At 39.9% G+C, this 22,167-nt stretch carries 17 protein-coding genes, 1 tRNA gene and 1 pseudogene; 10 read left to right on the top strand and 9 right to left on the bottom strand.

Annotation, left to right across the window (positions count from 1 at the left end):
* Positions 1 to 10 precede the first annotated feature (10 nt).
* Positions 11 to 1,162 (top strand): cation:proton antiporter, encoded by a 1,152-nt coding sequence (locus EAL44_RS02205; RefSeq protein ID WP_121074246.1) that lies wholly within the window; start codon positions 11 to 13, stop codon positions 1,160 to 1,162.
* A gap of 8 nt (positions 1,163 to 1,170) precedes the next feature.
* On the opposite strand, the gene EAL44_RS02200 is transcribed toward EAL44_RS02205, so the two are convergent.
* Both EAL44_RS02200 and EAL44_RS02195 read right to left on the bottom strand, forming a co-directional pair.
* Positions 1,171 to 1,932, bottom strand: a complete 762-nt coding sequence (locus EAL44_RS02200) for a tRNA 2-thiocytidine(32) synthetase TtcA (RefSeq protein ID WP_000312855.1) — start codon at positions 1,930 to 1,932, stop codon at positions 1,171 to 1,173.
* A gap of 19 nt (positions 1,933 to 1,951) precedes the next feature.
* Positions 1,952 to 3,202 carry an MFS transporter gene (locus EAL44_RS02195; protein WP_340137413.1) on the bottom strand — a complete coding sequence of 417 codons (1,251 nt, stop codon included), beginning with the start codon at positions 3,200 to 3,202 and terminating at the stop codon, positions 1,952 to 1,954.
* A 222-nt stretch (positions 3,203 to 3,424) separates the two neighbouring features.
* Between EAL44_RS02195 and EAL44_RS02190 the strand changes: the two genes are divergently transcribed.
* The 8 genes and pseudogenes from EAL44_RS02190 to EAL44_RS02155 all read left to right on the top strand — a co-directional run bounded on the left by EAL44_RS02190 (position 3,425) and on the right by EAL44_RS02155 (position 12,315).
* Positions 3,425 to 3,502, top strand: a tRNA-Met gene (locus tag EAL44_RS02190).
* Between the two features lie 101 nt (positions 3,503 to 3,603).
* Positions 3,604 to 4,860 (top strand): NupC/NupG family nucleoside CNT transporter, encoded by a 1,257-nt coding sequence (locus EAL44_RS02185; RefSeq protein ID WP_121074534.1) that lies wholly within the window; start codon positions 3,604 to 3,606, stop codon positions 4,858 to 4,860.
* Between the two features lie 11 nt (positions 4,861 to 4,871).
* Positions 4,872 to 6,113 carry a phosphopentomutase gene (locus EAL44_RS02180; RefSeq protein ID WP_121074240.1) on the top strand — a complete coding sequence of 414 codons (1,242 nt, stop codon included), beginning with the start codon at positions 4,872 to 4,874 and terminating at the stop codon, positions 6,111 to 6,113.
* Positions 6,110 to 6,811, top strand: coding sequence for a purine-nucleoside phosphorylase (gene deoD, locus EAL44_RS02175; RefSeq protein WP_121074237.1), 702 nt, complete (start codon positions 6,110 to 6,112; stop codon positions 6,809 to 6,811). Before EAL44_RS02180 ends, deoD begins: the two co-directional genes overlap by 4 nt.
* Positions 6,812 to 6,930: 119 nt before the next feature.
* Positions 6,931 to 7,113, top strand: a pseudogene (locus tag EAL44_RS07945) (hypothetical protein); the annotation flags it as partial.
* A gap of 168 nt (positions 7,114 to 7,281) precedes the next feature.
* On the top strand, positions 7,282 to 9,186 hold the full coding sequence (gene sabA / locus EAL44_RS02165) for a Hop family adhesin SabA/HopD (protein WP_121074231.1): 1,905 nt from the start codon (positions 7,282 to 7,284) through the stop codon (positions 9,184 to 9,186).
* A 469-nt stretch (positions 9,187 to 9,655) separates the two neighbouring features.
* On the top strand, positions 9,656 to 10,963 hold the full coding sequence (locus tag EAL44_RS02160) for an NCS2 family permease (protein ID WP_121074228.1): 1,308 nt from the start codon (positions 9,656 to 9,658) through the stop codon (positions 10,961 to 10,963).
* A 128-nt stretch (positions 10,964 to 11,091) separates the two neighbouring features.
* Complete coding sequence (locus EAL44_RS02155) at positions 11,092 to 12,315, top strand: sugar MFS transporter (RefSeq protein ID WP_121074226.1); 1,224 nt, start codon at positions 11,092 to 11,094, stop codon at positions 12,313 to 12,315.
* Between the two features lie 273 nt (positions 12,316 to 12,588).
* Here the strand turns inward: EAL44_RS02155 and EAL44_RS02150 are convergent, their stop codons facing one another.
* The 5 genes from EAL44_RS02150 to EAL44_RS02130 all read right to left on the bottom strand — a co-directional run bounded on the left by EAL44_RS02150 (position 12,589) and on the right by EAL44_RS02130 (position 16,190).
* The gene (locus EAL44_RS02150) at positions 12,589 to 13,140 is read right to left on the bottom strand and encodes a hypothetical protein (protein WP_121074223.1); all 552 of its coding nucleotides are present in this window, start codon (positions 13,138 to 13,140) and stop codon (positions 12,589 to 12,591) included.
* A gap of 93 nt (positions 13,141 to 13,233) precedes the next feature.
* Positions 13,234 to 14,067, bottom strand: a complete 834-nt coding sequence (locus EAL44_RS02145; protein WP_078250885.1) for a transporter substrate-binding domain-containing protein — start codon at positions 14,065 to 14,067, stop codon at positions 13,234 to 13,236.
* Positions 14,068 to 14,115: 48 nt separating this feature from the next.
* Positions 14,116 to 14,862, bottom strand: coding sequence for an amino acid ABC transporter ATP-binding protein (locus tag EAL44_RS02140; protein ID WP_121074220.1), 747 nt, complete (start codon positions 14,860 to 14,862; stop codon positions 14,116 to 14,118).
* A gap of 1 nt (position 14,863) precedes the next feature.
* On the bottom strand, positions 14,864 to 15,535 hold the full coding sequence (locus EAL44_RS02135) for an amino acid ABC transporter permease (RefSeq protein WP_121074217.1): 672 nt from the start codon (positions 15,533 to 15,535) through the stop codon (positions 14,864 to 14,866).
* A 1-nt stretch (position 15,536) separates the two neighbouring features.
* Positions 15,537 to 16,190 (bottom strand): amino acid ABC transporter permease, encoded by a 654-nt coding sequence (locus EAL44_RS02130; protein WP_121074214.1) that lies wholly within the window; start codon positions 16,188 to 16,190, stop codon positions 15,537 to 15,539.
* Positions 16,191 to 16,398: 208 nt separating this feature from the next.
* Between EAL44_RS02130 and EAL44_RS02125 the strand changes: the two genes are divergently transcribed.
* A complete protein-coding gene (locus EAL44_RS02125; protein ID WP_121074211.1) occupies positions 16,399 to 18,462 on the top strand; it encodes a carbon starvation CstA family protein in 2,064 nt (687 codons plus the stop codon).
* A gap of 311 nt (positions 18,463 to 18,773) precedes the next feature.
* Here EAL44_RS02125 and hofH read toward each other — a convergent pair whose 3' ends face one another.
* Entirely contained in the window at positions 18,774 to 20,189 is a 1,416-nt protein-coding gene (hofH, locus tag EAL44_RS02120) for an outer membrane beta-barrel protein HofH (protein ID WP_121074208.1), read from the bottom strand.
* 307 nt (positions 20,190 to 20,496) lie between these two features.
* Positions 20,497 to 22,134, bottom strand: a complete 1,638-nt coding sequence (gene pgi / locus EAL44_RS02115; RefSeq protein WP_120860211.1) for a glucose-6-phosphate isomerase — start codon at positions 22,132 to 22,134, stop codon at positions 20,497 to 20,499.
* Positions 22,135 to 22,167 lie beyond the last annotated feature (33 nt).

Below are 22,167 nucleotides of genomic sequence, written 5' to 3'. Positions count from 1 at the left end.
AAATTAAGACATGCATGCAGAATTTTTCACTTTCGCGCTCATCATGCTTTTAATTGTGATGGCCCCTTATATATCTAGAATCTCTCGTTTGCCTATCACGGTCGTGGAGATTTTATTTGGGTCTGTTGGGGCGTATGTGGGTTTTATTGAGCCAACTAAGGGCTTTGAAATCATGTCTGAAATTGGCTTTTTGTTTTTAATGTTTTTATGCGGTTTGGAAGTAGAGATTTATTTGTTTAAAAAATTAGGGGTTTCTCTTTTAAAACGCATTTTTGCTTACCTGTTGATTTTATACACGCTTTCATTCATCCTTACTTTTAGCCTTAATTTAGAGCCTATTTTTATGGTGATTTTCCCTATTATCAGTTTGGGCATGATCATGACTTTAGTCAAAGATTATCGTAAAGAGATTTTGTGGCTTGATCTGGTCTTAAAAGTGGGCGTTATTGGGGAGTTGTTAAGCATTTTTGGTTTGGTGGTCGTGGATGGGGTGTATTCGCATGGTTTGGGCGTGGATTTGATTAAAGATTTAGGCATTCTCATTGTTTTTTTAATTTTAATCATCGTGGCGTTTCAAATCTTTAAGACTTTGTTTTGGTGGTTCCCGCATTTAAAGCTTTTTGTGATGCCTAAAAGCAGCCAGTTTAACCAAGATGTGCGTTTTTCGCTCATGCTCTTTTTTTCCTTGGTTGCGATCGTGGTGTGGCTCAAAATAGAAATGGTTTTAGGGGCGTTTTTGGCGGGGTTAGTCGTTTCTACTTTCTTCCCTCACAAATCAGAATTGATCCACAAGCTCAATGATGTGGGTTTTGGGTTTTTTGTGCCTTTATTTTTCATCCATGTAGGCTCTACTTTAGACTTAAAATTAGTGTTTTTAAACCCGCATTTGATCCTCCAAGGGATATTGATTGTCATAGCGATGTTGAGTTTGCACTTGATCACTTCAACCTTATTGTGGCGCAAATACTTTAAAGAAGCTAAGCATTTATTTTCATTCGCCTTAGGGGCTTCTATGCCTTTAACTTTTTTAGTAACCACCGCAGCAGTGGGTTTAAAAGCGCAAGCGATCTCGCAAAACACCTACTACGCATTGCTCATGGCGGCTATTTTTGAAGGGGTGTTATTCACCATTGCGATCAAAATGCTTAACAAAAAAGCTTAAATAAAAGCTTAAGCGTCTAAATACTTAGCGTCGCTAAAGCTGTTCGCTTGAACATTATTAAACGCATTTTCTAAGCTATCAAAGAAACGAGGGTGCAAGTTTTGCATTTCTTTTAAGAAATTTTTAGTGGCTAATCGCGCGATAGGAGGCTTATCGGAAGTGGGCTGTTTGGCTGGGCAATTGCAATCAGGAGCGACTGGGATATTTTGAGAAGTGACAAAATGAATGCTGCTGGCTTCTCGAACCTTAATCAAAGGGCGGATCACCAACAAGCCGTTTTCAGCCCTATAAATGGGGGGCATGCTCCTTAAACTCCCGTTATAAGTGAAATTCATAAAAAAGCTCTCCACCGCATCATCTAAATGGTGTGCGATAGCGACTTTATTATAGCCTTCTTCTAAAGCCTTAGAATACAAAGTCCCTCTCCTCAAACGAGAACAAAACGAACAAAACGAGCTTTTTTCACGGCGTTTTTCGTTGATCGTGGCAGCGATTTGGGTGTAAATGATCTCATGCTCAATGCCTTGCTCTTGGCACAAATCGCTCAACCATTTCAAATCTTCGCCCAAGCCATAATGCACGGTAACCGCTTTAAAATCAAATTTGAAAGGGGCATGTTTTTGCATCCTGGCTAAGATACAAGCGAGCATGATAGAATCCTTGCCCCCACTCAATCCTAATAAGATTTTATCGCCTTCTTCTATGAGTTTGTAAGTGGCGTTTGTCTTGCCTACAATGTGTAAGACTTTTTTAGAAATTTCATAGGCCATTTTTGATCCTTGATTATGTTTATTTTCTAAAGTTTCGCGCTAAGTGAATGATTTCTTCTTCGCTAATGTGATCGGAATTATATTTCACAATAATGATTTCTTCGCTAATATTAACATACCATTCAATGATTTTGTCCTTTAAAGTTTCAAATTGTTTCTCATTGTAAGCGTCTAAGGGGAAATAGACATTTTTTTGCTTGGAAGGGTTGTTGAGAAAAAAGAGCGATAAACCCCAAATAAGCCCTAAAGCTACAACGATTAAGCTTGTGTTAGAAACGCCTAAATGATGGTAGCTCAACCCCCCACTCACGCCCCCAACAAAGCTCCCCAAATAGCCAAAAGTGGTGAATTGCCCTAAAACCTTGCCTTTTTCGTTTGCTCTGGCGAATTTAGACGCTAAAGATTGCATGATAGGCTCTAAGGTGGCAAAGCCAATAAAGAAAAACGCCACCCCAAGAATAAAGAGCCATAAATATTTCCCTAAAAAGCTAGAATCGGCTAAAAACAAGCACAAATAGCTCACAATAAACAACAATACGCCAGAAAGCATCACTCCCTTAGGCTTATTGTATTTTTCAGCCATAACGCTCGCTATTCCCATGCTTAAAACCCCTAATAAGGCTCCAGGCACATACACTAAGATTAAAAAACTTTCATCTTTATGAAATTCATTCACTAACGCTAAAGGGATCAGCACAAAAATAAGCGTCATGAACGCTTTTTCAAAAAAAGAGCTTAGATACAAAAGATACAAGGCTTTAGAGTTGGGTTGGTAAGCTTTTATGTTTTTGATTTGGTAAGAAATTTTAGGGGCGTCTTTGACTTTTAAAAGCATCAATAAACTCAATAAGGTTAAGATCGCCGTGAGCAAGAAGAGCCATTTTGCCCCCCCAAAAAACGCCACAACCCCAGGGCCTATAGCCATGCTTATAGTGAAGCTAATGAAAATAAACGCCCCCATGATCGCCATCGCTTTGGTGCGCTCTTCTTCTTTCACTTCATCAGCCACCATTGCGCTAACAACCCCCCCTAAAGCCCCCATGCCTTGAATGAAGCGCCCGATAACGAGCGTAATAATATCATTCGCTATAAAGCACACTAACGAGCCAGCTAAAAATAACAACAAGCACACCATCACCACCACTTTACGGCCGATTTTATCGCTAAGAATGCCCATGGGGGTTTGAAAAACAATTTGCGTAAGATACGCTCCGCCCACAGCCAACCCCACGAGTAAGGGACTGCTTGAATGGAAACTATCCGCATACAAACTGATGACAGGCAAAACAATAAAAAGCCCTAAAAACCGTAACGAAGATACTAACGCTAATGGAAAAATTTTCTTAAACATGCGTAGTATTTTACAAGAAAATCTCTAATTTTTATCATTAATTTAGGAAAGTAGGATTGATAATACAAAGTTTAATTTTAATGGATTTTTAAGAAAATTTTTTGTATAATATCATTCTTTATTTTTTATAAAATTGCTTGTGTCAAGGTAGCTCAGCTGGTTTAGAGCGCTGGTCTCATAAGCCGGAGGTCGGGGGTTCAAGTCCCCCTCTTGACACCATGATTTTGATTTAAACTTCATTTAATATTCATTTAATCTTTTTTTTAGCAAACCTAAACTACAATAACCTTGCATCTTTTAATTTCTTTAGGGATTTGATGATGATTTTTAGCTCTCTTTTTAGTGTTGTAGGGATGGCGGTGCTTTTTCTTATTGCTTGGGTGTTTTCTAGCAATAAAAGGGCTATAAATTATCGCACGATTGTCAGCGCCTTTGTGATCCAAGTGGCTTTAGGGGCGTTGGCTTTATATGTGCCTTTGGGTAGGGAAATGCTGCAAGGCTTAGCTAGTGGCATACAAAGCGTGATTTCTTACGGCTATGAGGGGGTGCGTTTTTTATTTGGCAATCTCGCTCCAAACGCTAAAGGCGATCAAGGGATAGGGGGGTTTGTCTTTGCGATCAATGTTTTAGCGATCATTATCTTTTTTGCTAGCTTGATTTCACTTCTATATTATTTAAAAATCATGCCTTTATTTATCAATCTCATCGGTGGGGCGTTGCAAAAATGCTTAGGCACTTCTAAAGCAGAAAGCATGAGCGCAGCGGCTAATATTTTTGTGGCGCACACCGAAGCGCCCTTAGTCATTAAACCTTATTTGAAAAGCATGAGCGATTCAGAGATTTTTGCGGTCATGTGCGTGGGCATGGCTAGCGTTGCGGGGCCTGTGTTAGCCGGGTATGCGAGCATGGGCATTCCTTTGCCTTATTTAATCGCCGCATCGTTTATGTCCGCTCCTGGGGGGTTGTTGTTCGCTAAAATCATTTACCCGCAAAACGAAACCATTTCTAGCCATGCAGATGTTTCGGTAGAAAAGCATGTCAATGCCATAGAAGCTATCGCCAATGGGGCAAGCACAGGGCTAAATTTAGCCTTGCATGTGGGAGCGATGCTTTTAGCCTTTGTGGGGATGCTCGCGCTCATTAATGGGCTTTTAGGGGTTGTAGGGGGGGTTTTAGGCATGGAGCATTTGTCTTTAGGGTTAATTTTAGGCGCGCTCTTAAAACCCTTAGCCTTTATGTTAGGCATTCCTTGGAGTCAGGCCGGGATTGCCGGAGAAATCATAGGCATTAAAATCGCACTCAATGAATTTGTGGGCTATATGCAGTTATTGCCTTATTTGGGCGATAACCCTCCTTTAATCTTGAGCGAGAAAACTAAAGCGATCATCACTTTTGCGTTGTGCGGGTTTGCTAACTTAAGCTCAGTCGCCATGCTGATTGGGGGGCTTGGCAGTTTAGTGCCTAAAAAGAAGGATCTCATTATAAGGCTTGCTTTAAAAGCGGTGCTTGTAGGCACGCTTTCTAATTTCATGAGCGCGACTATCGCTGGGTTATTCATAGGGCTAAACGCTCATTAAAAGGACAAAACATGCAAAAAAGAGTGGTGGTTTTATTATTGGATTCTTTTGGTATAGGGGCTAGTGAAGACGCTAAAGATTTTGGCGATTTGGGGGCGAACACTTTAGGCAATATCGCTAAGGCTTGTTTTAATAACTTGGCTGATTCTAACGATCGCAAGGGGGTTTTGAAGTTGCCTTATTTGGAGAGTTTGGGTTTAGGGTTGAGTGCTTTAAAAGCCGCAAATGAATTGCCTTTGGGTTTCCAACCACAACCCAATTTAATAGGGGCTTACGCTTATGCGCAAGAACTTTCTAGCGCCAAGGATACGATTTCTGGGCATTGGGAGATGATGGGCGCGCCCGTTCTTTTTGAATGGGGGTATTTTAAAGACAAAAATGATTCGTTTCCTAAAGAAATTTTAGATGAAATTGTGCGTAAAACTAAGATTAAGGGCTATTTAGGGAATTGCCACGCATCAGGGACAGAAATCATTAAAGATTTAGGCGAAAAGCATTTAGAAACTTTATACCCCATTTTTTACACTTCAGCGGATTCGGTGTTTCAAATCGCTGCACATGAAGAAAAATTCGGGCTTGATCATTTATACGCTCTTTGTGAAGAAGTGTTTGAAATATTAGAGCCTTTAAAGATCGCCAGAGTGATCGCACGCCCCTTTATTGGTGCGAATAGAGAGAATTTCAAGCGCACCGCTAATCGCAAAGACTATGCGATAAAGCCCCATAAAAAATTGCTTTTTGAAACATTCATTGAAGAAAAGCAGGGCGAAGTCATTAGCATTGGAAAAATCGCTGATATTTACGCTCATGTGGGGATCACTCAAAAGTTCAAAGCCGGTAGTTTAATGGAATTATGCGATGTTACTTTAGAGCGAGTCAAAAACGCCCCAAACAACAGCTTGATTTTTACGAATTTTGTGCATTTTGATAGCGATTATGGGCATAGGCGCGATGTTAGCGGGTATGCTAACGCTTTAGAGTATTTTGATGCGCGCTTAAAAGAGGTTTTAGACAATTTAAAAGAAAACGATTTGCTCATTCTTTGCGCCGATCATGGGTGTGATCCCAGCTTTAAAGGCACCGATCACACACGAGAATACATTCCTGTTTTGTTTTATCACAAAGATTTGCAACCAGCCTTTTTAGGCAAGAGCGAGTCGTTTGCGGATATTGGGCAAAGTATCGCTCACTTTTTGGGATTAAGCCCCCTAGATTATGGCAAAAACTTATTAAAATTTAAAGGACAACCATGACCCCTCACATCAATGCTAAAATTGGCGATTTTTATTCTCAATGCCTTTTATGCGGCGATCCCTTAAGGGTGAGCTACATTGCGAAAAATTTTTTACAAGATGCTAAAGAGATCACGAATGTGCGTAACATGCTAGGCTTTAGCGGGAAGTATAAGGGTAAGGGGATTTCTTTAATGGGGCATGGCATGGGCATTGCTTCATGCACGATTTATGTAACGGAGCTTATTAAAACCTATCAAGTTAAAGAGCTTTTAAGGATTGGCACTTGCGGGGCGATTAGCCCAAAAGTTGGCCTGAAAGACATTATCATGGCCACTGGAGCTTCAACGGATTCTAAAACCAATCGGGTGCGTTTTTTAAACCACGATTTGAGCGCAACGCCTGATTTTGAATTGAGTTTAAGAGCGTATCAAACAGCAAAGCGTTTGGGTATTGATTTGAAAATAGGCAATGTTTTTTCAAGCGATTTTTTCTATTCTTTTGAAACGCATGCTTTTGATTTAATGGCCCAATACAACCACTTGGCTATTGAAATGGAAGCGGCAGGGTTATACGCCACGGCGATGGAATTGAACGCTAAAGCTTTATGCTTATGCTCAGTCTCAGATCACTTAATCACTAAAGAAGCCTTAAGCCCTAAAGAAAGAATAGAGAGCTTTGATAACATGATCACTCTGGCTTTAGAGATGATGGGCTAACAATCTTTTTGAATTTTATTTTTTGCCCCCATAAGTTAAGGATAAACTTTTAAGGAAAACCCTTAAAGCTAAAAGCCTTAAGGGAACTTTGGAAAAACTAAAGCTATCGTTTTACAGAAATTTCGTTTTACAAAACTACCGCTTCAATAAAACAACAACTTTACACCCCAAAAACGAAATTTCAAGGTATAATGTTTTCCAAGAGTTTTTACCATTTTCTGTTTTCATGGCAAACTCCCATTAAAAATTATCCCCATAATTGCACTTATGGGGGCGTTTATTTTACAACAATCTTTCTAAAACCAAATCCCAATTAAATTAAAAACACTCTTACAAGCTTGATTGAGCGCATCAAAACACCCTAAAACTTTTTTGAAATCCAATAAATTTATGGTAAAATTAAACGCATTGTAAATAAATTCTCATTTTGATACATTTTTGCAATAAAACATTACTTTAAGGAACATTTTATGAAAAAAACGAAAAAAACGATTCTGCTTTCTCTAACTCTTGCGGCGTCATTGCTCCATGCTGAAGACAACGGCGTTTTTTTAAGCGTGGGCTATCAAATCGGTGAAGCGGTTCAAAAAGTGAAAAACGCCGACAAGGTACAAAAACTTTCAGACGCTTATGAAAACTTGAACAAGCTTTTAGCTAATCACAGCCACTCCAATCCAGAAGCGATTAACGCAAACAGCGCAACAGCGATCAATCAAGCGATTGGTAATTTAAACAAAAGCGCGCAAAGTTTGATTGATACAACAGACAATTCCCCCGCCTATCAAGCCACGCTTTTAGCGCTCCAATCCACGGTGGGGTTATGGAATAGCATAGCCTATGCGGTTATATGCGGAGGCTATACGGATAAACCCAATCACAACACCACAGAAACTTTTTACAACCAACCAGGACAAAATTCAAATTCGATCACTTGCGGTAGTAATGGTTTAGGGACTCTTAAAGCGGGCAAAAATTCTCATCTTTCCATTGAACAATTTGCAACGCTCAATAAAGCGTATCAAATTATCCAAGCCGCTTTGAAACAAGGTCTCCCTGCTTTAAGCAATACAAAAAAAACGGTGGAAGTAACCATTAAAACAGCAACCAACGCTCAAAACATTAATGTCAATAATAACAATAACAATGCTGCTGATGCTACAGTTAGCATAACTGATACTTATATTAACGATGCGCAAAATCTTTTAACCCAAGCGCAAACAATCATCAACACCCTCCAAGACAATTGCCCGATGCTGAAAGGGAAGTCTAGTAATGGTAATGGTGGAACTAATAACGCAAACACCCCTTCATGGCAAACAAGCGCTAACCAAAATTCGTGTAGCGTTTTTGGCACGGAATTTAGTGCTATTTCAGACATGATCAGTAACGCTCAAAACATCGTTCAAGAAACCCAACAAATTAATACTGCCCCACTAAAAAGCATCGCGCAACCCAATAACTTTAACCTTAACTCTCCTAATAGTGTTGCTTTGGCTCAAAGCATGCTCAAAAACGCTCAATCTCAAGCAGCGGTTTTAAAACTGGCCAATCAAGTGGGGAGCGATTTCAATAGAATTTCTACAGGAGTTCTTAAAAACTATATAGAAGAATGCAGCGCAAATGCTTCAAGCGAGAGCGTTTCTAATACCACTTGGGGGAAAGGCTGCGCGGGCGTGAAAGAAACTCTAGCTTCGCTAGAAAATAGCAACGCTTCTTTTTCTAGCCAAACGCCTCAAATCAATCAAGCGCAAACCCTAGCCAACGCCATTGTTCAAGAACTCGGCCATAACCCTTTCAAACGAGTGGGTATTATTAGCTCTCAAACTAATAACGGGGCGATGAACGGGCTTGGGGTGCAAGTGGGTTATAAACAATTTTTTGGAGAAAAGAAAAGATGGGGGTTAAGGTATTATGGTTTCTTTGATTACAACCACGCCTATATCAAATCCAATTTCTTTAACTCGGCTTCTGACGTTTGGACTTATGGGGTGGGTAGCGATTTATTGTTTAATTTCATCAATGATAAAAACACCAATTTCTTAGGCAAGAATAACCAGATTTCAGTGGGCGTTTTTGGAGGTATCGCCTTAGCAGGGACTTCATGGCTTAATTCTCAATTCGTGAATTTAAAAACCATCAGCAATGTCTATAGCGCTAAAGTGAATACGGCTAATTTCCAATTTTTATTCAATTTGGGCTTGAGAACCAATCTCGCTAGGCCTAAGAAAAAAGATAGTCATCATGCGGCTCAACATGGCATGGAATTGGGCGTGAAAATCCCTACCATTAACACGAATTACTATTCTTTTCTAGACACCAAACTAGAATATAGGAGGCTTTATAGCGTGTATCTCAATTATGTGTTTGCTTATTAAAAACTCTCTTTTTAAAAAAAAAGGGGGGGTCAAACTTCTAAAAAATCTCTAAAGCTAAAAATTTTCAAAAAATAGTCATTAAACCTAAAAAAAGAAATTTTAAGGTATAATGTCTCCGCCATTTTTAATTTTTCGTTTTAGTTTTCCATGGCAAACTCCTTTTTAGAATTTATCCCCATAATCACGCTTATGGGGGCGTTTGTTTTACAGCAATCTTTTCAAATTTAAAAAAACGCTCTCAAAAACCACTAAAGATTAAAATTACCTTACAAGATGAGCTTTTTTGCGATTTTCGTTAAAACGATTATTTTTTAGCGGAGTTTTTAAAAAAAAGGGTTTTTTACTCACTTCTTTTGATTGAAACAACACAATCAAGCATCTTAAGGCAATTTAAAATAAAATAGCGCTAGCATGACCCCAAAGCCCCTTATTAAATTAATCTATACCAAATAGTAAGGAGTTATCTAACATGGGGTTTTTCAAGCTTAAAGAACACAACACGAACATTGCCACCGAGTTTAGAGCGGGTTTAACGACTTTTATCACCATGATTTACATCGTGCCCTTAAACGCTCTTATCCTTTCTCAAGCCAACATGCCTTATGAAGCCCTTTTGAGCGCGACTGCCATTATCACTATCTTATCGAGCGTGTTTAACGGGTTATGGGCAAACACCCCCATCGCTATGAGCGTGGGCTTAGGGCTATCAGCTTATTTTAGCTTTGGATTGGTTCAAGGGCTAAAACTCCCCTGGCAGAGCGCTTTAGGCATCGTAGCGCTCTCGGGAGCGATTTTTGTGATTTTGTCTTTCACTAAATTTAGAAGTTGGGTCATGCGAAGCATTCCTAGCGATTTAAGGCGTGCGGTGAGCGCGGGGATAGGGGCTTTTATCGCATTTATTGGTCTTAAAGAAATGCATATCGTCGTTACCCATAAGGCTACGCTTGTAACCTTAGGCGATTTTAGCGATCCGCATGTGTTATTGGGGGTTTTTGGGATCATTGTAACTTTTGCGCTCTACACGCTCAAAATCAAGGGTTCTTTCATTATAGCGGTCTTAATCACCTCCATTCTCGCATGGGTTTTTAAGCTAGCCCCTTACCCTAGCGAGTTTTTTTCCATGCCCGCTAGCATTAGTCCTATCGCCTTTCAATTAGACTTTAAAGGCATTTTTTTTGATGCGAGTGGGGCTTTCACTTTAGCGTTAGTGCCAGTCATCATCACTTTTTTTGTAACCGATTTGTTTGATTCTTTAGGCACGCTTGCAGGGATTGGCCACAAGACTGATTTTTTCAATGATGAAGAAAAAAACAAGGAATTGGAAAAGACTTTGGAAGCGGATGCGGTGGCTTCTTTAGGGAGTGCGGTGGTGGGCGTTTCTACCACGACGGCTTTTATAGAGAGCGCGAGTGGGGTTGAAGAGGGGGGCCGCACAGGGCTTACAGCGGTTTTTACCGGATTATTTTTTGTTTTAACGCTCTTTTGCTTGCCTCTTTTAAAAGCCATTCCCAGCAATGCGATTTATCCGGTGCTAGTGGTAGTAGGGGTTTTGATGTTTAGCGTGTTAGAGGGGGTGAATTTTAAAGACATGGCCATTAGCGTTTCCACTTTTTTAACCGTGGTGATGATGCCTTTAACCTTCTCCATTGCCGATGGCTTAGCCTTTGGCTTTTTGTCTTATAGTATCATCAAATTGGTTCAAAAAGACTTCAAAGCGCTCAATTCAGGCATCATCATTCTCTGCATCATTTCTGTTTCTGTATTTATCTTTCGTTAAGCTCTTTTTAAGGGGCTTTGCATTTTTTACCCATTTCATGCCTCTTTTTCTTTATTTAGACAGATTATTATCTTAAAATAATTGTAATATCATTATTATTATATCAACTCAATAAAAAAGGAGAAGGTATGCAAAAAACTTCTAACACTCTGGTGCTGGGGAGTTTGACAGCGCTATTCTTTCTAATGGGTTTTATCACGGTTTTAAACGACATTTTAATCCCGCATTTAAAGCCCATTTTTGACTTGACCTATTTTGAAGCTTCACTCATTCAATTTTGCTTTTTCGGGGCGTATTTCATCATGGGAGGAGTTTTTGGGAATGTGATCAGTAAAATCGGCTACCCTTTTGGCGTGGTGCTTGGTTTTGTGATCACAGCGAGCGGGTGCGCGTTGTTTTATCCGGCGGCGCATTTTGGCTCCTACGGGTTTTTTTTAGGAGCGTTGTTTATTTTAGCGAGCGGGATTGTGTGCTTACAAACCGCTGGTAATCCCTTTGTAACCTTGCTTTCTAAAGGTAAAGAAGCCAGAAACCTGGTTTTAGTCCAGGCGTTCAATTCGCTTGGCACGACTTTAGGGCCTATTTTTGGGAGCTTGTTGATTTTTAGCACGACTAAAATGAGCGATAATGCAAGTTTGATAGACAAACTAGCGGACGCTAAAAGCGTTCAAATGCCTTATTTGGGCTTGGCGACGTTTTCGCTTCTTTTAGCACTCATCATGTATCTTTTGAAATTGCCTGATGTGGAAAAAGAAATGCCTAAAGAAACGACGCAAAAAAGCCTGTTTTCGCACAAACACTTTGTTTTTGGGGCTTTGGGGATCTTTTTTTATGTGGGGGGAGAAGTGGCGATTGGCTCATTCTTGGTGTTAAGCTTTGAAAAGCTTTTGAATTTAGACCCTCAAGCAAGCGCACATTACTTGGTGTATTATTGGGGAGGCGCGATGGTGGGCCGTTTCTTAGGCAGTGTTTTGATGAATAAAATTGCCCCTAATAAATACCTGGCTTTCAACGCCTTAAGTTCTATCGTGCTTATCGCTTTGGCTATTCTCATTGGAGGCAAGATCGCTTTATTCGCTCTGACTTTTGTGGGCTTTTTCAACTCTATCATGTTCCCTACCATCTTTTCTTTGGCTACGCTCAATTTAGGGCATCTCACTTCTAAGGCTTCTGGGGTGATTAGCATGGCGATTGTGGGAGGAGCGTTAATCCCCCCCATTCAAGGCGTGGTTACAGACATGCTAACAGCAACCGAATCAAATTTGCTCTACGCTTATGGTGTGCCGTTATTGTGCTATTTTTATATCCTCTTCTTTGCGCTTAAAGGGTATAAGCAAGAAGAAAACTCCTAAAAAAAAGGGGGGGGGTTTCTTTCTTCTTTCCTTTCTTTTATCTTGTTTTAAAAATCAGTAATAAAGAACTTGACTTTAATCAAGCAAGCGCTCTATAAAAGGTTTTATTTATCAGTATTTGATGAGGACAGAGCTTTTTTAACAACTTGAGGCAAAAACACAAACAGGGTTTTTAAAATTTTTAAGATGCAATCAAAAACACTGCTAATGAATAAAAAAATCTCCTAATTACAAAAGATTAAGAGATTTTAAGAATGAAGCGAAGAATAAAGACTAGTAAATGGGTTTAGCGTCTTTGAATTTATATTCCGTAAGAAACCCGGTGCCATCAAAATTACCCACCAAAGAGATCTTTGCAATATCACCCACTTGGCAATCGGTTTCTAAGATAAGATAAGGCACTTCATCTTTACCGATTAAAGTGATCACTCGGCCCTTTTTTTCACGACTTTGCTTAGGGAACTCTTTAGAATCAAGGCCTGTGGTATTATCGCCGGTTTGGAGCATTCTAAAAGCATAGCACATGCCATCATTGATTTGAGCGCTATAAATTTTGCCTTTTTTAACTTCTTTTTTAACCCCCGGTTTAACCGCAATGCGTATTTCTGAGTGGATCTCAGCCTCTTGCATTTTGCCCTTATAATCTCGCACCTGAACCTTATGCACGCCATTAGGGTCTCCCTTTTTAAGCAGAGAATCTTCATAGCTGAATTTTTGAATGTCTAAATCCCCATCAACAAAACTCCTAGCGTCAAGCTGAACGCTCAAAAGCCCTAGCAGCCCAACCAGTGAGAATTTCAAACAACGCTTATAAAAATAATTCATCAAAAAATCCTTTCAATATAAAATGATAAAGTTAAAATCCCATAATCCTACCAACAAAAACGCACCCTGTCAAGAAATCAAAGCCTAAAGAAATCATTCAAAAATAATTTCTTCCGGTTTGATTTCATCGCCATAAACAGGCTCTAAAGTTTCCTTGTAAGCTTCTTTTAAAAAGTCGCTAGAAATGAGGGAATCAATTTCGTTGTTCAACCATTCTAAAAGCTTAGGGTTGCCCTTTTTAATCGCTGGAGCGATCACATCCTTATCGCCAAGGCTTGTAATGCCTAATTTAAACTCAGGGTGCTGTTTTATCCAAGCGAGCAATAAAGTGTTGTCATGGGCTAGAGCGGTAGCCTTATTGTTTAAAAGGGCTAAAAAAGTCTCTGTGTTTTGTTCAAATTTCAAAAGTTTGATGTTGGGGTAATTTTTAGTGAAATAAAAATCCGCTGTCGTGCCTTTATTCACAATCAACTCTTTATCTTTCAACTCTTCTATATTTTTAATGACCCCATCTTTAGAAATCACCCCCAAAGCGACTTTCATATACGGCTTAGCGAAATCCACGACTTTTTCTCTTTCTTTAGTGCGCGTGAAATTAGCCATGATAATATCCACTTTATTGGCTTTTAAAAATTCCACCCTGGCTGAAGCTTCTACAGGAATAAACTCAATTTTATTTTCATCGCCCAATAAATCAAGGGCCATGCGTTTAGCAATGACTACATCATAGCCTTGATATTTCCCTTTAGAATCCACAGAGCCAAAAGGAGGTTTATCGCTAAAAACCCCCACTTTTAAAACCCCTCTTTGTTTAATGACTTCTAAAGCGTCCTTTTTTTCTTTATGGCTATCAGAACATGCACTAAAGACTAAAGCGATTAAAACTAAAAATAGCCCCCACATTTTAAAAAGCCCGTTCGTTTTCATAAAAACACCTTTTTTTGAAATTAAAATCATCTTTTTAGCAAACTTTATTTAACAGCTCCCTAAAAAATGGAAAGTTTCTAAAAATTTTTGCGCTCTTTGAGATTTCGGGTGGTTAAAAAATTCTTTAGCGCTGTTTTCTTCAGCGATCTTACCGCTATCAAAAAACACGATTTTATGAGCGATTTTTTGCGCGAATTTCATTTCATGCGTTACAATCACCATGCTCATGCCCATTGTGGCCAATTCTAAAATCACTTCTAAAACTTCTTTAACCATTTCAGGGTCTAAAGAGGCGGTTACTTCATCAAAGAGCATGATTTTTGGCCGCATGCATAAAGAACGCACGATCGCTACTCGCTGTTTTTGCCCGCCGCTCAATTCTTTAGGGTAAGCTTGTTGTTTATGCTCCAAACCCACTCGTTTTAAAAGCTCTACGGCTTGAGAAATGACCTCATCTTTGGATCGTTTTTGCACTTTTAAGGGGGCGAGTAAGATATTATCTAACACATTTAAATGCGGGAACAATTCATAATTTTGAAACACCATGCCTATTTTTTGGCGCATTTGATTCCAGTTAGTGGTTGGTGTATTAAGGTTAGTGTTTTCAAAAAGGATTTCACCCTCATCAATCTTTTCAAGCCCGTTTAAACACTTTAAAAAAGTGCTTTTCCCGCACCCGCTAGGCCCTAAAATCACTGCCACTTCACCCTTATTTAAAGTGAAATTGATGCCGTCTAAAACCAAATGGTTTTGATAGGTTTTTTTTAACCCTTTGGTTTCTAAAATCACGCTCATTTTACCCTCTAATGTATTGGAATTTTTTTTCTAAATAGGAACTATACAGGCTCAAACTATAGCATAAACTAAAATAAAACATTAAGATAATGCCATAAACCACAAAGCTCGCATTAGGCATGCGTAAGAGGTTAAGCTCTATGATTTGCTGGCCCACTTTTAACAAATCAATCGCTCCAATGAGAGAGACTAAGGCTGTGGTTTTAATCATGCGCGTGAATAAATTAAGGCTTGAGGGCAATAAAGACAAAAAGCTTTGAGGGAAAATAATATTAAAAATCACCTTTTTTGAATCTAAGCCTAAGGCTAGAGCGCTTTCTACTTGATGCTTACTCACAGAAGTTAAAACCCCTCTAGTCAAATCCATCATTTCAGCGCCCCCCCACAAGCTAAAAACAATGATGCTCGCCAAAACCGCGCTAATGTGCAAATCAAACAAGCTCGCTAACCCAAAATACACGATAAACAGCCATGCTAAAAGTGGGATAATGCGAATGCTTTCTAAATACACACGGCACGCTAAAACCACTATTTTAGAACCAAACGCCATCAAGCTCCCCAAAAGCATTCCAACAATGATTGAAATAACCGCAGAGCTAAGAGCGATTAAAAGAGTGATCTCAAACCCTTCTAACAAACGCTTAAGGTTGTCTAACTCTAATAAAACCCCCATTTTAAGCCACTTTCTTTTTAAAAAAACGCTCTAAGATCACAAACAAAACGCTTAAAGGGAGTAAAGCGATCAAATAAGTGAGGCTTAACATCAAAAGGCTTTCAGTCGTTTTGTAATAAATGCCAATAAAATCTTTCGCTACAAACATAATATCGGTTAGGGCTATCGCGCCCACCACAGAAGTTTCTTTGAGTAAAAAAATCACATTCGCCCCTATAGAAGGCATAGAAACACTTAAACTTTGAGGCAGAATAATATAATACATCATTTTCAAAGGGCTAAACCCTAAACTCAAAGCGCTTTCTTTTTGAATGGAAGCCAAGCTCTTAAACCCAAGCAAAAAACTTTGACTCATATACCCCCCACCCAAAAACCCTAACGCTAAAATCGCGCACTCTAAAGCGCTCAAACCGATTTCATTCAACCCGTAATACAAAAAGAAAAGCTGGATGAGTAGGGGCGTGTTCCTGGCGATTTCGCCATAGATATAGATGATAGGAGAGAGAAAGCGTGTTTTAAAATACAAAATGATCGCGCACAAAAACCCCACCAAAAGAGAGAGCAAAATCCCAAAGAAAGAAATATAAAGCGTGAGTTTTAACCCCTTAAGAAACGCAGGGATGGAGTGAAACATAAAATCCCAATCTAATGCCATAACGCTATACCTTAAAATTAATGACGCTTTAAAGCATCATGTTTAAAACGACTCTTATTCACCCCAATTGTTAGAAGTTTGGAAAACCCAAGCCTTTATGCGGGAAGTTTATGAGCCATTTTTCCACTATTCAAAGAAAATTTGGATTATAATAAAAAACTGGCTGAAATTAACAACAATGGTTAAACAATCATTAAATGGAGAGGACATGCAAAAAAGTTTAGTTTCTTTGGCTTGGGTTTTTGTCGCTATTTTAGGGGCGATCTGTTTAGGGGTGTTAGCCTTACACAAGGGTGAGAGCATTAACACGCTATGGCTTGTAGTAGCGAGCGCTTGTATTTATAGCATAGGCTATCGTTTTTATAGCCATTTTATCGCTTATCGGGTGTTAAAGCTAGATGATAACAGAGCCACGCCCGCATGCGTAAGGAATGACGGCAAGGATTTTGTGCCAACCGATAAAGCCATCACCTTTGGGCATCATTTCGCCGCTATTGCTGGGGCTGGCCCTTTAGTAGGCCCGATACTAGCCGCTCAAATGGGTTACTTGCCCTCTATCTTATGGATTTTGATAGGCTCGGTTTTAGGGGGTTGCGTGCATGATTTTGTGGTGCTTTTTGCTTCCATTAGGCGCGATGGCAAGTCTTTAGGCGAAATGATCAAGCTTGAAATGGGTCAATTTGTAGGCATGATCGCAAGTCTTGGCATTTTAGGGATCATGCTCATCATCATTGCGATTTTAGCGATGGTGGTGGTGAAGGCTTTAGCGCATTCGCCTTGGGGCTTTTTTACGATCGCAATGACTATTCCCATTGCGATTCTTATGGGGCTTTACATGCGGTTTTTCAGGCCGCATAAGATTTTAGAAGTTTCTGTTATCGGCTTTATTTTGTTGATTATAGCGATTTATGCGGGCAAATATATTTCTTTAGATCCTAAATTAGCGTCAATCTTCACCTTTGAAGCCAGCTCTTTAGCGTGGATGATCATGGGTTATGGTTTTGTGGCTTCTATTTTACCGGTATGGTTTTTACTCGCTCCACGAGATTATTTAAGCACTTTTTTAAAAATTGGCGTTATAGGGGTGTTGGTTGTGGCCATTATTTTTGTCGCTCCGCCCTTACAAATCCCTAAAATCACGCCCTTTGTAGATGGCAGCGGGCCTGTGTTTGCAGGAAGCGTGTTCCCTTTCTTGTTTATCACGGTGGCTTGCGGGACGATCAGCGGCTTTCATGCTTTAATTTCTTCAGGCACGACCCCTAAAATGCTCGCTAAAGAAAGCGACGCTAGGCTAGTAGGCTATGGATCTATGGTGATGGAGAGCGTTGTGGCTCTTATGGCGTTGGTGTGCGCAGGGATTTTACACCCAGGGCTTTATTTCGCTATCAATTCCCCAGAAGTGAGCATCGGTAAAGATATAGCTGATGCGGCTTCAGTGATTAGCTCATGGGGGTTTAGTATCAGCGCTGAAGAAATTAGTGAGATGACTAAAAACATCGGCGAAAGCTCCATTTTGAGCCGCACCGGTGGGGCGCCCACTTTTGCGATCGGTTTAGCGATGATTGTGTATCACATTTTAGGGGATCCAAGCGTGATGGCGTTTTGGTACCATTTTGCGATTTTGTTTGAAGCTTTGTTTATTTTAACTGCTGTGGATGCAGGCACACGAACCGCTCGTTTCATGATCCAAGATTTGCTCGGTAATGTTTATAAGCCTTTGGGTAATCTTAGCTCTTATAAGGCCGGGATTTTTGCCACTCTTTTGTGCGTGGCAGGGTGGGGGTATTTCTTGTATCAAGGCACGATTGACCCTAAAGGGGGGATTTATACGCTATGGCCTTTATTTGGCGTGAGCAATCAGATGTTAGCGGGCATGGCGTTGTTGTTGGTTACGGTGGTGTTGTTTAAAATGGGGCGTTTTAAGGGGGCGATGATAAGCGCCTTGCCGGCAGTTTTGATTTTATTTATCACTTTTTATAGCGGTATTTTAAAAGTAATGCCAAAGAGTGATGATAGCGTGCTTAATAACGTTTCGCATGTGGCGCAAATGCAAATCATCAAAGAAAAAATCGCACTCACTACCGATGAAAAAGCGCTCAAAACGCTCCAAAAATCCTTTTTTAACCATGCGATTGATGCGATTTTGTGCGTGTTTTTCATGCTTGTGGCGTTGTTAGTGTTAATTGTGAGCGTTAGGATTTGCTCAAACGCTTATTTTAAAAATCAAATTTACCCGCCACTGGCTGAAACGCCCTATATCAAAGCCGCTTGAATAAAAAAGGGGTTTTAACCCCCCTTTAAATCCATAAAAAAAGTTTGACCCTGTTCGTGAAGCATGCAAACACTAAAGATGTTTGGGATTTCTGCTCTGGTTTTTAAAAAGCTATCGTTTGCTTTTTTAAAAGCTCAATTTTAAAGATGATGAAGATAATGGATATTTTGCTTAATGGGTATGATTTAAAAAGGGCTTTTGCTTGAAAAGAAATTTTATATATAGAGATTAGAGGAACAGCGTTAAAAAGCGTCTATCATATCGTAGGAGACAGCATCAAAATGATGCCTATCATATCGTAGGAGACAGCATCAAAATGATGCTACTAGAGCCGTGTATAACGCGCTCCTGTCAGAATAAAGGGCGGGGAAGTTTTTAGGCACAGGCCCGTTTTCACCCGGTTTAAAGCCTTTGTTAGTATGCACGCCATAATACGCAAGATCCACGCTGCCGCTCAAATATTCAGTGAATTTATAACCTAAAGAGATCATCGCTCTCGCTTCCCAAGAGACTACTGAATTGGAATATTGCGTGGCGAATTTCCATGTGAATTTTTTGGCAAAATGAGTGCCGCCACAAGAAAGGAAAATGGTAGCGGCGTCTCTTTTAAGGGCTGTGCCTGTAAAACCCGCATACACGCTGTTACTCCCCATGATCACACCGCTTGGATTCCCCATGTTGCCTATCCAACCATTAGCGTTTTGAAAAACTTTATAAAAGGCGATTGAAACATTGTAATTATTGATGTCAAAGCGTTGGCGGATGATGAGGTTTTGCCCGTTTTGAGTGGCAGGCGTGTCGTATCTATAGACCGGGCTTCCATTGGATTTAACGATCATCCAAGGGTAGTAAATGGGGAAAAACCCTATGACAGCTGTATCAGAGCGAAAGCCTGTGCCGCTAAAATTGGGGTTAGAGTCCCAACCAATCTTAACGCCTGGAGCGTTAAAGATTTGAGGCGAAAGGTAATAAAAGCCTTCTATGAGGAAACGATGAGGTTTGTAGGTGAGTTGCACCGCATGCGTGCCATAAAGCACCTTTTGCCCATGGCTATCATAACCTCCCTTATCGTTTTTGGTAAAGCCCCCGCTATAAGTGGTCCGTGCGGCAAACCAATCCATTAAAAACGAACCGTAAGCGAACGCCCTCCCAAAAGAGCTAAACCAAGTCAAACGCGCATGCTTGTATTGCCCAGAAACTTGAAAGCCTTGCGTTTGACCGCTTTTATAAGGCATAGTGGATAAATAGCGTCCGGCTTTTATTTCAAAATAATTCTTATAAGCGTATTCTAAATACGCATCGCTAAAGACATAATTGCGGACATTTTTATTGTGTTTCATGTTCTGTGTTTCAAGACTATCGGTCTGTAAGATATTCGTATAACCCCCCATAAACCCATCATAATAACCAAAGAGGTTGTAAGCTACAGAGCCGTATTCAAACTTCTTTGTGCCGTCATAGAAAATAGATCCGACCATGCCCCCTATTTTGCCTTTTAGAACATGGTCTGAAACCTTTTTGGGTAACAGGCTAAAACCAAGCCCTAAATAGCCCGCAATCGTTGCGAATTGCTGCATAGGGTAGATGCCTCTTTCTTTATTGATTTTATGCTGGTTAAAACCGATAGTGCTGGATTGATTCACAAAGCCGTTGAGCTTAGCTTCAAAACCTTGTAAAGAAGAGCTTAAAAATGCCCCAAAGAATAAAACCTGACTTGCCTTTTTCATGCATGCCTCCTAAAATGAGATTGATAAATGCAAATGCTTTTAAAGATAAATCTATTCTTTAGTTTTTATTATTCTTAGCTTTGAAATAATTATAATATGTAAAATAATGCATATGATGAGAAAGTTAAGCTTTTAAAAGCTAAAAACGATTAATTTGTGGAAAATTTACTCTCTTTAAATTCAAATGGCTAATATATGGCGCTAAAATCCGTTATGATTAACGGATTATTTTGAATGGAGTGCTTGAGAATGGGGGTTAAGCCTTGTTTTATTGTTTTTAGGTTTTATCTTGTCAATAAAACAAAGCCTATTGGTTGTAATTCTTATACAATTCTATCAAGTGCTTAGTGGAGCTGTCAAAATAAGCGTTGCTTTTATGCCCCTCTAATTCTTGTAAAATCGGCACAGCTAACTCTTTCCCAAGCTCCACGCCCCATTGATCAAAGCTGTTAATATCCCAAATGACCCCTTGCACAAAGACTTTATGCTCATAAAGGGCCACCAATGCCCCAATATTGCTTGGTGAAATCTTTTCTAATAAAAGGATATTAGAGGGGCGGTTGCCAAAAAACACCCTGTGGTGGGCCAAGTCTTTGGCTTCATCTTTGTCTAAGCCTTTAAAGAGCAATTCCCCAAGCGCTTCTTCATAGCTTTTGCCTTTCATAAAAGCTTGCGCTTGCGCTAAAACATTGCTGAATAAAATCTCATGGTGGCCTTTAGCGTTAGGCTTTTTATCTAAGGAAGCGATAAAATCAATGGGGATTAAATGCGTGCCTTGATGCAAGAGCTGGAAAAAGGCGTGCTGAGCGTTAATGCCCATATCGCCCCAAACAACAGGGCATGTGTCATAGGGGATGATTTCGCCTTTTTTGCTGATGCGTTTGCCATTGCTTTCCATATCCAATTGCTGGATGAATTTAGGGAAATGCCTTAAATACTGATCATAAGGAGCGATTAAATGGCTTTTGGATTGGAAAAAATTGATATACCACACGCCAATTAGCCCCATTAAAACGGGCAAATTGCTTTCAAAAGGGGCGTTTCTAAAATGCTCATCCATCAAATATGCTCCTTTCAAAAGAGCGTTAAAATTTTTCTTCCCTAAATAGATCATAATGGATAAGCCAATAGCCGACCACAAACTATAGCGCCCCCCTACAAAATCCCAAAATTCAAACATGTTATGCTCGTCAATGCCAAATTGTTGCACGGCTTCTTTATTGGTGGATACCGCTACAAAGTGCTTAGCGATATGCTTTTCATCGCCACTCCTTTCTACAAACCATTTTCTAGCGGTTAGGGCGTTGGTTAAGGTTTCTTGAGTGGAAAAAGTCTTAGAAGCCACGATAAAAAGCGTGCTGGCCGGATTGATTTTTTCCAAAACGTCTAAAATCTGCGTGCCATCCACATTAGACACAAAATGCATTTTTAATCTCGGGTGGCCGTAGCGTTTTAGAGCGGTGCAAACCATTAAAGCGCCCAAATCTGACCCCCCAATACCGATATTGACAATATCAGTGATCACTTGATTGGTATAGCCTAATCTTTTACCGCTCCTCACGCTATCGCTAAAGGCTCGCATGCGTTTTAAAACGCTCCGAACACTTTTTAACACTTCCATGTTGTCTAGTAAAATTTCCGTGTCGTTCAAGCTCCTTAAGGCGGTGTGTAAAACGGCCCTTTTTTCGGTGGTGTTGATTTTTTCGCCCTTAAACATCGCTTCAATCTTTTCTTTTAAAGAACAATCCTTCGCCAATTCAAAAAGAAGTTTTAAGGTGGTGTCGTTCAAGCGGTTTTTGGAATAATCCAGGCTCAAGCTTTCCAATTGCACGAAATAGCGACTCGCTCGCTCTTTGTCTTTAGAAAACCAGTCGCGCATGTGCATTTCTTTAATTTCTTCATAATGTTTGAGTAATTTTGGATAAGTTTTTAATTGGGTTAGCATCAATACCCCTTAATTAAAAGATATAACGCTGTA

Origin of the sequence: Helicobacter pylori (genome assembly GCF_003637685.1) — a bacterium.
In the GTDB taxonomy this organism is placed as follows: domain Bacteria; phylum Campylobacterota; class Campylobacteria; order Campylobacterales; family Helicobacteraceae; genus Helicobacter; species Helicobacter pylori_CJ.
Note: the sequence above shows the minus strand (reverse complement) of the source record. Positions and strands in the feature narration are given on the sequence as shown.

Excerpts from the sequence above, each read along its gene's own strand:
- EAL44_RS02185 (WP_121074534.1), top strand. The coding sequence starts at position 3,604 with ATGATTTTTAGCTCTCTTTTTAGTGTTGTAGGGATGGCGGTGCTTTTT.
- deoD (WP_121074237.1), top strand. The coding sequence starts at position 6,110 with ATGACCCCTCACATCAATGCTAAAATTGGCGATTTTTATTCTCAATGC.
- EAL44_RS02140 (WP_121074220.1), bottom strand. The coding sequence starts at position 14,862 with ATGAGCGTGATTTTAGAAACCAAAGGGTTAAAAAAAACCTATCAAAAC.
- EAL44_RS02130 (WP_121074214.1), bottom strand. The coding sequence starts at position 16,190 with ATGGCATTAGATTGGGATTTTATGTTTCACTCCATCCCTGCGTTTCTT.
- EAL44_RS02200 (WP_000312855.1), bottom strand. The coding sequence starts at position 1,932 with ATGGCCTATGAAATTTCTAAAAAAGTCTTACACATTGTAGGCAAGACA.
- EAL44_RS02135 (WP_121074217.1), bottom strand. The coding sequence starts at position 15,535 with ATGGGGGTTTTATTAGAGTTAGACAACCTTAAGCGTTTGTTAGAAGGG.
- EAL44_RS02150 (WP_121074223.1), bottom strand. The coding sequence starts at position 13,140 with ATGAATTATTTTTATAAGCGTTGTTTGAAATTCTCACTGGTTGGGCTG.
- EAL44_RS02145 (WP_078250885.1), bottom strand. The coding sequence starts at position 14,067 with ATGAAAACGAACGGGCTTTTTAAAATGTGGGGGCTATTTTTAGTTTTA.
- EAL44_RS02180 (WP_121074240.1), top strand. The coding sequence starts at position 4,872 with ATGCAAAAAAGAGTGGTGGTTTTATTATTGGATTCTTTTGGTATAGGG.
- sabA (WP_121074231.1), top strand. The coding sequence starts at position 7,282 with ATGAAAAAAACGAAAAAAACGATTCTGCTTTCTCTAACTCTTGCGGCG.
- EAL44_RS02205 (WP_121074246.1), top strand. The coding sequence starts at position 11 with ATGCATGCAGAATTTTTCACTTTCGCGCTCATCATGCTTTTAATTGTG.
- EAL44_RS02125 (WP_121074211.1), top strand. The coding sequence starts at position 16,399 with ATGCAAAAAAGTTTAGTTTCTTTGGCTTGGGTTTTTGTCGCTATTTTA.
- hofH (WP_121074208.1), bottom strand. The coding sequence starts at position 20,189 with ATGAAAAAGGCAAGTCAGGTTTTATTCTTTGGGGCATTTTTAAGCTCT.
- EAL44_RS02160 (WP_121074228.1), top strand. The coding sequence starts at position 9,656 with ATGGGGTTTTTCAAGCTTAAAGAACACAACACGAACATTGCCACCGAG.
- EAL44_RS02155 (WP_121074226.1), top strand. The coding sequence starts at position 11,092 with ATGCAAAAAACTTCTAACACTCTGGTGCTGGGGAGTTTGACAGCGCTA.
- pgi (WP_120860211.1), bottom strand. The coding sequence starts at position 22,134 with ATGCTAACCCAATTAAAAACTTATCCAAAATTACTCAAACATTATGAA.